Consider the following 12,197-nt stretch of genomic DNA (forward strand, 5'->3'; position numbering starts at 1 on the left):
GTTAATAATTATTACCTTTCAAATTTTGAAATATAAAAAAGACAAATTTACCAGTTAAGTCAAAATCATCAGTAGAAATAATCAGCATTATCTGAAATAAAAGTTCAAATAAATACAAAAAATATATGTGTTTTATTTAATTTAGGAAAATATTTAGTAAGCATATAAGTAATTTTTGGTATATAAATGAAATATGTTAAGTTGGATTATGAAAAAAAGTAGAGTTAATGCTGATTAACTCTACTTTTTTTAATAAAAAAAATTAATGTAATTTGTTTTAAAACAACTTTTTAGCTAAAAGTTGCTACAAATGAAATATCTTCTTTTGCTCCGTTTGTACCATCTTCTCAAAAGTAACCATCATTAGGTGTTGCTTTTAAAGTAACTGTATATTTATTATTATTAGTACTATCTTTTTCACTTTTAACAGCTTCAAATTTACAGTTATATAAACCTAATGCATCTGCAAGTTTATCTTGATCTAATGTGTAAGTAGAACCTGAAACAGTAGCATATCCTAATTTTTCTAATACTTTTTCTGCATTTGTTCTATCAGCTTCTGCTAATGTTACAGCAGCAGGTGTTAGTGTTTTAACAGTGTTATCAATACCAATGTTAAATTTGTAATTTGTTGTTAATTCACTAGTTTTAATACCTGTTCCACTAACTGATATTTTTAAACCATCTATTTTTAAATTTAAATCAGATACTGGAATAGCTAAATCCATACTAACATCTGTTTGACCATCTTTTGCTGTTACATTAATGTGTAATAAATCTTCAGATAATGATAATCCATTATTTGTAACCTTATAATCAGTACCATTATTTAATTTTAAGTTTGGAATAAGATCACAGATTCCCTTAATTGCAGCAGAATCACCTAAAACTGTTTGTAAATCATTTATAGATTTAATATCCAATTGTTTTGATGCTTGTGAATATGTTCCTTTTTTAACATCTGCTTTAGCTGATCAAACACTGTATGCTTCACCTGTAAATGTTGATTCTGTAAAACCTCCATCTACTGTTACAGTAGCACTAGCTATTACATCCTTTAAAGCTTCACCATTAGTGAAATAATTTTCTGGATTAGCTTTAATATCTTTAACTATCAATTGAGAAGTTGTTTCTCTGTCTGTGCCTGTTTTAGTATCATATATTTTACTTAATGCTCCAGTTAATGATACTTCAGATTTTATTGCAGGTGTAACTTCTGTTTGTTGAGTGTTACCATCTGTTCCACCATTCCCGTTTCCATTACCATTGTTTTCACTTGTAGAAGAACAAGAAGAAACAATTACTGGAACTGTTGCAACAATTCCAAAAGCCCCGGTTAATGCAAGAGCTTTCAATAATTTAATTTTTTTAATTTTCATAATATTTAGTTAATAATTATTACCTTTCAAATTTTGAAATATAAAAAAGACAAATTTACTAGTTAAACAGAAAATTAATAAGTAGAGGTAACAAGAATTAACTCTACTTTTTTAATTTTTATCTATTTAACATATTTCATTTATATATCAAAAATATCTAATATTGTTAATAATTAATATCCAAAATGAAATAAAAAACAAAAAATATTTGCATTTAGTTTCTATTTTTTAGAAATAATTCTTGTTAACTCTACTTTTTATTTATAGTTTGTTTATTTGTTGATCACTAATTTACTGTAAAAGTAACATCAAATGAAACATCTTTTGCTTCTCTAGTTCCATCTTCTCAAACATAATTTTCATTTGGAGTAGCTTTTAAAGTAATAGTAAATTTATTTGGTGTGTTACTATCTTCTTGAATAGAAGAAGCAACAAAAGTACAATTATATATTCCTACTGCAGCAGCAATTTTATCATTATCTAAAGACCCATCTGTCTTTGTATAGCCTAATGCTTTTAATGCTTCATTAACATTATTTTTATTAGCTTCTGTAGTTGTAGGAGTTGTAGTTGGTTGTGTAAAGTCTACAGTATCTTTAATACCAATATTATAAGTAAAATCAGTAGTTAAGTTTTCAACAGATTCAACATTATTACCTGTTTCATTATTAGTACCATTTACTGAAACTTTAAGACCAGTAATTTTTAAATTAAGATCTGATACCGGAATTCCTAGATTCATATTACGTGTATTATTACCATCTTGAGCAGTTACATTAATATGCAATAAGTCATCACCTGTAAAACCTACTTGATTCTGAACTTGATAACTACTAGCAGTAGCACTACTAAATCTTAAACCAGGAATTGCATCACAAATTGCTTTTAGTTTTGTTGAATCACTCAATTGAGTTTTTAAATCATTTAATGAAGTTATGTTTAATTGTTCTGAAGCAATTGCATAAACACCTGAAAAAGTAGCATTTGCTGATCATGCACTATATGCTTCTCCTGTTCATGTAGATTGTGAATCAAAATTACCATCTACAGTAACACTTCAACCTTGAACATTTTTTAAATCTGCACCATTAGTAAAATAATCTTCAGGATTTGATAAAATATCCTGAGCTATCATTTCATTAGTGTTTTTTCTAGAGTCTCCAGTAGTAGTGTCATAAATTTTACTTAATGAACCACTTAAAGAAACTTCTGTTTTAATAGCAGGAGTGTAAGTTGTACCTTGTTGTTGGTCAGTTCCACTTCCTCCACCATTATTATCATTGTTATTGTTTCCATTACCATTGTTATCACTTGTTGAAGAACAAGAAGAAACAATTACTGGAACTGTTGCAACAATTCCAAAAGCCCCGGTTAATGCAAGAGCTTTCAATAATTTAATTTTTTTAATTTTCATAATATTTAGTTAATAATTATTACCTTTCAAATTTTGAAATATAAAAAAGACAAATTTACCAGTTAAATAAATGAAAATTGATGGGTAGAAATAATAGGAATTGTTTCTAAATAAATTAAAACTAAATGCAAAATTTCTTTGTGTTTTATTTCATTGAGAGTAATAATTATTAACAATATTAGGTATTTTTGGTATATAAATGAAATATGTTAAATAGATAAAAATAAAAAAGGTAGAGTTAATTCCTATTAACTCTACCTTTTTCTATTATTAAAATAAACAATGTTTTTATTTCTTAACTATTACTTAAAGTAGCAACAAATGATACATCTGTTTTAGGTGTGTTTGTACCATCTTCTCAAACATAATCTTTGTTAGGTGTAGCTTTTAATTTGATTGTATATTCTCCACTTGTACTACCAGTAACTGGATCAACTCCAGTAACTTCAAAAGAACAATTATACAATCCTAATGCATCTGAAAGTTTATCGTTATCTAAATTAGTTCCAGCTGTATCAGTGTAACCTAAAGCTTTCATTACTTTTAAAAATTCTTTTCTTTCATTTTCTGCTAAAACTCCCTTAGCTCCAGTTATTGTCTTAACCGTATTATCAATACCAACATTAAATGTGTATTTTGTTGTCAAATCAGTTGATGTTTTGATTCCTGTTCCATTAACTGATATTTTTAAATCATCTATTTTTAAATTTAGATCTGATACAGGAATAGCTAAATCCATTTTAACACGGTCTGTTTTTCCATCTTCTTTTGCTGTTATATTAACATGCAATAGATCTCCATCTAATTTTAATGCATTCTTTTCAACTTTATAATCAGAACCATTTGTTATTTTTAAACTAGAAATAGATTCACAAAGTGTTTGAATTGCTTTCGAGTCTCCAAGTTGTGTTTCTAAATCATTTATTGATTTGATGTTTAATTGTGCAGCAGATTGCGGGTATGTTCCCTTTTTTGCATCTTTTGATCAAACATCATATGTTTCACCTTTAAAAGTTGATTCAGTAAATCCACCATTTACACTTACTGTTGCATCTTTAATAAGTTCTTTTAAAGCATCTCCATTATCAAAATAGTTTGTAGGGTTAGCTTTAATATCTTCAGCAATTAAATCACTTGTAGTTTTTTTACCATCATAAATTTTACTTAAAGCACCTGATAAAGATACTTCAGTTTTTATTGTTGGTGTAACTTCAGTTTGTTGTTGGCCACCATCTCCTTGGCCACCTGGATTATTGTCACTATTTCCATTGTTATCACTTGTTGAAGAACAAGAAGAAACAATTACTGGAACTGTTGCAACAATTCCAAAAGCTCCGGTTAATGCCAAAGCTTTCAATAATTTAATTTTTTTAATTTTCATATTTAGTTAATAATTATTACCTTTCAAATTTTGAAATTTTAAAAAAGACAAATTTACCAGTTAAATGAATAAAAATTGTAAGTAGAGATAATATAAATTACTTCTAAAGAAATAAAAGAAAATGCAAAATTTCTTTGTGTTTTATTTAATTTTGAGTATTAATTATTAAGAATATTGAGTGTTTTTGATATATAAATGAAATATGTTAAATGTATAACTTAAAAAGGTAGAGTTAATTTATATTAACTCTACCTTTTTTCTATTATTAAAATAAACAAGTATTTAACTTATTATTATTTTTTAATTTAAAGTCGCTTCAAATGTAATGTCTGTTTTAGGGTTGTTTGTTCCATCTTCTCAAACATATCCTTCATTTGGAGTGGCTTTTAATGTAATAGTATATTTATTAGCTTGACCACTTACGGGTTTGCTACTAACTGCTTCAAAGTTACAGTTATATAAACCTAAAGCATCTGAAAGTTTATCATTGTCTAATTTATCATCTTGACCTGAAACAGTATACCCTAAAGCTTTCATTACTGTCATCACTTTTTCTCTATCACCTGCAGTTACAGTTCCTGTAGCATTTGTTATTGGTTTAACTGTATTATCAATACCAACATTGAATTTATAATTAGTAGTTAAATCAGTAGATTCTTTAATACCTGTTCCACTAACTGATATTTTTAAAGCATCTATCTTTAAATTTAGATCAGATACTGGTATAGCTAAATCCATACTTACTGCAGTTGTTCCATTTTCTTTTGCTGATATATTAACATGTAGTAGATCACCATCTAATTTTAGTGCATTCTTTTCAACTTTATAATCAGAACCATTAGTTAATTTCAAAGTAGGAATAGCATCACAAATAATTTTTATATTATTTGAATCTCCAAGTTGTGTTTCTAAATCATTTATTGATTTAATATCCAATTGTTTTGAAGCTTGTGCATAAGTCCCTTTTTTATCACCAACTTTAGCTGATCAAGTTTCATATGTATCACCTTTGAAAGTAGATTCAGTAAATCCACCATTAACACTCACTGTTGCATCTTTAATAAGATCTTTTAAAGCTTCTCCATTGTCAAAATAATTTGTTGGATTTGCTTTAATATCTTCAGCAATTAAATCACTTGTAGATTTATTTGCATCATAAATTTTACTTAAAGCACCTGATAGAGATACTTCTTTTTTTATTGTTGGTGTAATTTCAGTTTGTTGTTGACCATTACCATCTTGGTTGCCATTGTTGTTATTGTTTCCATTCCCTCCATTGTTATCACTTGTTGAAGAACAAGAAGAAACAATTACTGGAACTGTTGCAACAATTCCAAAAGCTCCGGTTAATGCAAGAGCTTTCAATAATTTAATTTTTTTAATTTTCATAATATTTAGTTAATAATTATTACCTTTCAAATTTTGAAATATAAAAAAGACAAATTTACCAGTTAAACTAAAAAATAATGAGGAGAAATAATTAGAATTATCTGAACTATAAAAGGAAATAAATACAAAAAATATATGTTATTAATTTTGTTTTAGATATAAATTGTTGTCTATCTTATTGATTTTTGTTATATAAATGAAATATGTTAAACTAACAAAATAAAAAAGGTATAGTTAATTCTAATTAACTCTACCTTTTTGTGTATATGAAATGAAATTTAGTTATTTGATATTAATAAGAAAAATCATTGTAAACACTATGTATGAACAACTTATATATTCTTATTAATTATTCAAATATGTTATGCAGCAAATGCATAATCCAACAAGAACTGTAAACTCTCTTTTTCTTTTTTAATGTTATGAGTAAGATAACCATAAAGATTTTTAACATCTTCTTGACCTTTGCCTAATACATAGGGGTTGTCCATTTTCTTAGCATAAGCATAAATTAAAAACTCTTCTTTTAATGATGCTAAATGTAAATAGTCACTAAGAAAATAACTATATATTTTATTATCATTGCTTATATCTTGATTTATGTTCTTATCTATAATTAAAGATTTATGTGTTTCTTTATATGTACTTAAATATTGTGATTTCGAAACAAATAAATGACCAATATTATTTTCTTTATATGCCTTAGCAATTTCAGTTCATACATTAATGTAATCACTTTCTTCAGTTCCTGTTACTGCATCAACCTTTGCTTGGAGATCAAATGATTTATCTGAAATACTTTGTTTTTTAGCATTATGTTCATTTACTTTATCTACCATTGCTTTTAAAGCAGGATCAGAATCATCGTCTCCTTCTTTCTTTTCATATTTTTGCAAAGCCTCTAATTCTACTTTTGCATCTGCTGCATTTTTTTGTTGTCTACTTATTTGTGCTTCACTCATAGTTCTATCATTTGTACCATTTGAAACCATAACACTAGCTTCTAAATCTGCAGATTCATCTGAGTATTGTTCATTACTATTATTAGAATTGTTACTTCCTGATCCATTGTTATCTGAATTATTGTTTTGATCAGATGAATTAGAAGAAACTGCTCCACAGCTCGCTAATAAAACAGGAACTGAAACTATAGCTGAAAAAGAAGCAGTACCTAATAATAATTTTTTTGAAAATTTCATATTTATTTAATTCCTTTAAGTTTATTAAAATTAACTGCTATAAAACTAATCTCTATAAATTAGTTAATAGTAGCAGTTAATTAATAGTTCATCTTTCTAAGTTATCATATTCTAACTAAAAAAAGTAAAAGTTAAAATAATCATTTATTCCACTTTTTTGTGCATATCAATTATAAAGTTGATTAAACTTTTCTATATTCAAAAAATGTAAATTGTTCATATTCTTTTTGGTTTACTATTTCAAAACCATCAAAGCTATTATCCATAAATAAATCACATTCATATGCTGAATTTAGTTTAGATACATATAGTATTGAACATTTGTTAATAAAATAATCATAGATACTTTTACCACCAATAATAAATATTGATTCATCTCTATTTTTATATTCATTATAGAATTGTTCAATATCATCATATACTTCTATATCCTTATATAAGGATGCATCTAATGTTTTAGAAATAACAATATTTTTTCTATTTGGTAAAGCTTTACCAATTGATAAGAAAGTGTTTTTCCCCATTACTATAGTGTTATTTAAAGTATGTTTTTTAAATAGATTTAAATCCTCTTTAATGTTTCAAGGTAATTTATTGTTTTTACCTATTCCTCTATTTTTATCTTCACATCAAATAGAAATAAACATTATACTGCTACCTTCCCTTTAATAGCTGGATGAGAATTATAATCTTTAATTTCAATATCTTCTATTTTAAAATCAAAGATATTTTTAATATTTTTATTTAATACTAATGTTGGTAATTGCAATGGTTCTCTAGTTAGTTGTTCTTTAACTTGATCAATATGATTGTTATAAATATGAGCTACTCCAATAGTGTGAACAAATTCTTTTGCAGTAGTATTTGTAACTTGAGCAATCATATAAGTTAATAAACTATATGAAGCAATATTAAAAGGAACTCCTAAAAATAGATCTGCACTTCTTTGATATAACTGACAAGATAATTCATTTTTTGAATTAACAAAAAATTGAAATAAACAATGACAAGGTGGTAATAACATATTTTTAATTTCACTAGGATTTCAAACACTTACAATTAATCTTCTAGAATACTTATTTTTCTTGATCTCTTCTATTAGATTAGTAATTTGATCTACCCCATTAAAATTTCTTCATTGTCTTCCATATACTGGTCCAAGTTCACCAAATTGTTTAGCAAATGAATCATCTTCTTTAATTTTTAAAATGAATTCATCAATAGATTCATTTTTGAAATATGGAGATTTTTTATAGTTTTCATAAGGTCATTCATTTCAGATTTTTACATTATTATCCACAAGGTATTTAATATTAGTTTCACCTTTTAAAAATCATAATAATTCATGGAAAATTGCTTTATAAGCCATTTTCTTAGTTGTTAATAATGGAAAACCTTTAGTTAGATCATATCTAGATTGTGTTCCAAAATATGCAATAGCATCAGTATCAGTTCTGTTCTCTTGCATTATCCCATTATCTAAAACCAGTTTTAATAAGTCTTTATATTCTTTCATTGTATTTTTCTTTTACTAAATCCATTAAATTTTTAAATATCATAGCTACAGTTAATCTTCCTACACCATTTGGAACTGGTGTAATATATTTAACATATTCTTGTAGATCTTTAGCTGCATCACCAACAACTTTACCATCTACCACACTAATACCAGCATCTATTACAAAAGCATTGGGATTAACCATGTCTTTTGTTAAAAAGTCTGGTTTACCAATTGCTACAACAACTATATCTGCAGTTTTAGTCATCTCTTTTAAGTTTTGTGTTTTAGTATGACAAACTGTAACAGTGGCATTATTTTCTAAAAATAAACCTATTAAAGGTTTACCTACAATCATACTTCTATTAATGATAACAGCATGCTTACCTTCTATTGAATAATTTGATTGTTTTAATATTTCTATAATTCCATTAGCTGTACAAGGTTTAGGGTGAAAAAGATTGGAGTTAGCTAAATTTCTAGATATTGCAAAACTAGATAATCCATCTATATCTTTATTAACATCAATATGCTCACAAATGACATTACTATCAAATCCTTTTGGTAATGGTAATTGAATAATATATCCATCAATTGAATCATCATTATTTAAAATATGGATTTGCTTAATTAAATCATCTTGTGTTTTTATTCCTTCACTTATTAAAGTTGTTTTAACACCAAGTTCTGCAGCTTTTTTTAATTTAATAGAAACATATTTATCACTTGCAGCATCATCATTAATTTTAACTATTGCCATGTGAGGAATAATCTTTTTCTTTTTTAATTTTTCTAAATCACTTTTAAATTTATCTAAGATATTATTAGCAATATCAATACAGTTAACAATCATAAATTCACCTATTTGCTAATTAATATCTTAAATTATTTTTTAATAAATCAACTTATAAAATAATTAAATATTCTTAATCCAAAAAAATAAAAATATTATTGACCTAATTCAATTTCAATAAATATAAAAAACCATCTCTGACTTGAGATGGTTTTAATTTATAAATATTAGATATTACTTGTTAAAGAAACCTTTTAAAGCTTCTGGAATATCATTTTGTTCTAAACAAACTTCAATGAAAACAAATTTATCTGAGCTTCTACTAATTACTAATGCTTCTTGAAGTTCAATTTCATTTGTAACTCTTAGTGAAATACTTTTTTCACCTTCTGGATCAAAAGCTTTAATAAGTTGAGAGTAATTTACTTTTGGTAATTCATTATATGGTTTTCCATCTCCATGAATTACTTTTTCAATTGTATAACCATTATTATTTAAAAGGATTGTAGTGATTGGAATTTGTTTATTAATTACAGTGATTAATTCATTAAACACCATATTAAATGCACCATCACCTAAAATGTTTACTACTTTAGAGTTTGAAGCAATTTGTGCACCAATACTTGCTGGGAAACTAAATCCAATTGAAGCTCATAATGGTTGCATAATAAATTTCATATCTTTTTTTAATTGGATGTATTGAGATAAGAATGTACAAGTACCAACATCTGAAACTAAAATATCTTTTTCAACAAAGTAATTATTTAAAGCCACTTGTAATCTGTTGTAAGTAATTTTTTCTTCTGTTGGATTAAATTCAACTGCAACTCTATTTTCTAAAACACTTAAACCTTTGTAATTGATATTAGTATCATTAGCTAACATTTTTACTAAGAATCCAAATGAGTGGTTAGTAAAGATTTTATTGTCATACTTAACATGAGTATCACTAATTTCTACAACATTATCTTTATTAAAGTTTAATTGGAAAAATGATGAAGTTAAATCTGTAAACTTGTTACCAATTATTAAAACAAGATCGGCAGTATCTATAATTTTAGCAATAGCTGCATCTGGAGTTTTTAATCCACTATAAACACCTAAATACAATTCATTAGTTTCATCAACTGAACCTTTACCAAATCCTGTTGTAACAACATTAATTCCATTTCTATTAACAAACTTTTCTAAATCAGATTTTAATCCATATCTTATAACTTTATGACCTGATATTATTACAGCTTGGTTACTATTATTAATTTTGTTTTTAACATCTTCAATAATTTCTTTATGTTCTTCTAAATCAAACCCAGAAGCAAAAGATAATAAATCAGAATCTGCCATTATTTCAAAACTAGCAACATCTTGAGGAATCATAATATAAACTGGTTTTTTATAAAACACAGCATATTTGATTGCATTGTTAATTTGGTTAATTGCATTTTTAGCATCTAATCAAACAGTTAAACTTGTGATGTTTTCATAGATTTTTTTGTAAGCTCCAAAACTATCACTTGTTCCTAATGAGTGGTGTAAAATCATATGTCTTTTAAAGTATTCTCTTTTAGGTGTACCAACAATGTGAATAACTGGAACATCTTCACTATAACTTCCAGCAATTCCATTAACTGCACTTAATTCACCAACTCCATAAGTTGTTAGAATTGCACCAATACCATTTACTCTTGCATATCCATCAACACTATAAGATGCATTTAATTCATTTGTACATCCAATTCAGTTTAAGTCTTCATTTTTAATAATGTCATCTAAAAAACCTAAATTAAAATCTCCTGGTACTCCAAAGATGTCTTTAATTCCAATTTCAGATAATCTTTCTAATAAATAATTTCCTATTGTTATTTTTCTCATATTATTTTTTCTCCATTAATGCTCAAATTACTTTTTGATAAGTTTCTTTCATACTTGGTTCACCAAATCTACAACTATGATTCAATAAATAACTTGCATCTTTTTCATCAAACTTAGCAATGTTACCAAATTCAGATCAACGTGTTGGTAGATTAATTGATTTAATAAAATCAACTATAAATTTAATTGTAGACTCAAGAGTTTGAGTTTTGAAAACATTTCTTCCTAATTGTATAACTTTATCTTTAAATCATTGTTCATTTTGAGATCTAATTTCTAGATAAGTTGGTGTTACAAAAGCTAACCCTGCTCCATGTGTAACATCTCATAAACCTGAAATTGCATGTTCAATAGTATGTACACTTCAATCAGATTCACATTTAAAACTTCCTAAACCATTTAAAGCCATTGTTGTAGTTCAAAATACATTTGCTCTGGCTTCAAAGTGTAATGGTCTTAAGATAACCATTTTTGCATAATTAATTAGAACTCTTAAATTAGCAAAGATATATTCTCTTGTTCAATCAAAAGTTGATTTACCAAAGTATTGTTCTAATAAATGGGAAAAGCAATCAAATATTCCACTAGCAGTTTGTCATGCATCTACTGTAAAAGTATAAGAAGGATCTTGTACAGAAATGATTGGAGTTGCTAATGCATTATAAACACTTTTCTTTTCTCACTTTTCAGAATTAGTAATTACACTTGTTCCATTATTTTCACTACCAGTTCCAGCTAATGTAATAATAGAGATAATATCTATTGGTTTGTTTTTAGCAAGAGAAGAATCTAAAACATAATCTCAACTACTTTCATAGTAATTCTTATTAGTTGCAAGTGTTGCTATAACTTTTGAAGCATCAACAACACTCCCACCACCTAATGCAAAAATTAAATCCACCTTATTTTCAATTACAAAATCTACACACTTATCAATAGTTCTAGATCTTGGATTTGGTTCAATCCCTAAGAAATGAATATAAGGAAGATTTACTTTATTGATAACCTTAGTTAAATCATCAAAACTTCCATTAGTTTTATATGAACTACTACCAGTTAATATTAATGCTTTTTTATACTTTGAATTGGATAATTCTTTTTCCAATTCAAAAATGGCATTTTTACCAAATAAATATTTAGTATTAAGTTTTAGTGATTCCATATTTTAAAAAACTCCACACTATTAATTAAAAACCAAATCTAATAAATATTTTAATAAAAAAATAATTTTATCTTTCTATTAAATATTTAAGTTTTATTAATCTTACTAAA

10 protein-coding genes are annotated in these 12,197 nt (G+C 26.1%); all 10 read right to left on the minus strand.

The window, feature by feature from the left end; all coding sequences use genetic code 4:
- Window positions 1–290: 290 nt before the first annotated feature.
- The gene (locus MYPE_RS03535) at window positions 291–1,379 is read right to left on the minus strand and encodes a P35 family lipoprotein (protein WP_011077503.1); all 1,089 of its coding nucleotides are present in this window, start codon (window positions 1,377–1,379) and stop codon (window positions 291–293) included.
- A 286-nt stretch (window positions 1,380–1,665) separates the two neighbouring features.
- Window positions 1,666–2,793, minus strand: a complete 1,128-nt coding sequence (locus MYPE_RS03540) for a P35 family lipoprotein (RefSeq protein ID WP_011077504.1) — start codon at window positions 2,791–2,793, stop codon at window positions 1,666–1,668.
- 295 nt (window positions 2,794–3,088) lie between these two features.
- Window positions 3,089–4,174: a P35 family lipoprotein gene (locus MYPE_RS03545; protein ID WP_011077505.1), complete on the minus strand. Its 1,086-nt coding sequence runs from the start codon at window positions 4,172–4,174 to the stop codon at window positions 3,089–3,091.
- Window positions 4,175–4,474: 300 nt separating this feature from the next.
- Window positions 4,475–5,563 carry a P35 family lipoprotein gene (locus tag MYPE_RS03550; RefSeq protein ID WP_011077506.1) on the minus strand — a complete coding sequence of 363 codons (1,089 nt, stop codon included), beginning with the start codon at window positions 5,561–5,563 and terminating at the stop codon, window positions 4,475–4,477.
- A 362-nt stretch (window positions 5,564–5,925) separates the two neighbouring features.
- Window positions 5,926–6,762: a lipoprotein gene (locus MYPE_RS03555; protein WP_011077507.1), complete on the minus strand. Its 837-nt coding sequence runs from the start codon at window positions 6,760–6,762 to the stop codon at window positions 5,926–5,928.
- 182 nt (window positions 6,763–6,944) lie between these two features.
- Window positions 6,945–7,409, minus strand: a complete 465-nt coding sequence (locus tag MYPE_RS03560; RefSeq protein WP_011077508.1) for a dihydrofolate reductase — start codon at window positions 7,407–7,409, stop codon at window positions 6,945–6,947.
- Complete coding sequence (locus tag MYPE_RS03565) at window positions 7,409–8,278, minus strand: thymidylate synthase (RefSeq protein WP_011077509.1); 870 nt, start codon at window positions 8,276–8,278, stop codon at window positions 7,409–7,411. Before MYPE_RS03565 ends, MYPE_RS03560 begins: the two co-directional genes overlap by 1 nt.
- Window positions 8,265–9,113, minus strand: a complete 849-nt coding sequence (locus MYPE_RS03570; RefSeq protein ID WP_011077510.1) for a bifunctional 5,10-methylenetetrahydrofolate dehydrogenase/5,10-methenyltetrahydrofolate cyclohydrolase — start codon at window positions 9,111–9,113, stop codon at window positions 8,265–8,267. The genes MYPE_RS03565 and MYPE_RS03570 overlap by 14 nt, the downstream gene beginning before the upstream one ends.
- Window positions 9,114–9,287: 174 nt before the next feature.
- On the minus strand, window positions 9,288–10,925 hold the full coding sequence (locus MYPE_RS03575; RefSeq protein WP_011077511.1) for an alpha-keto acid decarboxylase family protein: 1,638 nt from the start codon (window positions 10,923–10,925) through the stop codon (window positions 9,288–9,290).
- Window position 10,926: 1 nt separating this feature from the next.
- On the minus strand, window positions 10,927–12,087 hold the full coding sequence (locus MYPE_RS03580; RefSeq protein ID WP_011077512.1) for an iron-containing alcohol dehydrogenase: 1,161 nt from the start codon (window positions 12,085–12,087) through the stop codon (window positions 10,927–10,929).
- Between the last annotated feature and the right edge of the window lie 110 nt (window positions 12,088–12,197).

This window comes from Malacoplasma penetrans HF-2 (genome assembly GCF_000011225.1).
Lineage (GTDB): Bacteria > Bacillota_I > Bacilli_A > Mycoplasmatales > Mycoplasmoidaceae > Malacoplasma > Malacoplasma penetrans.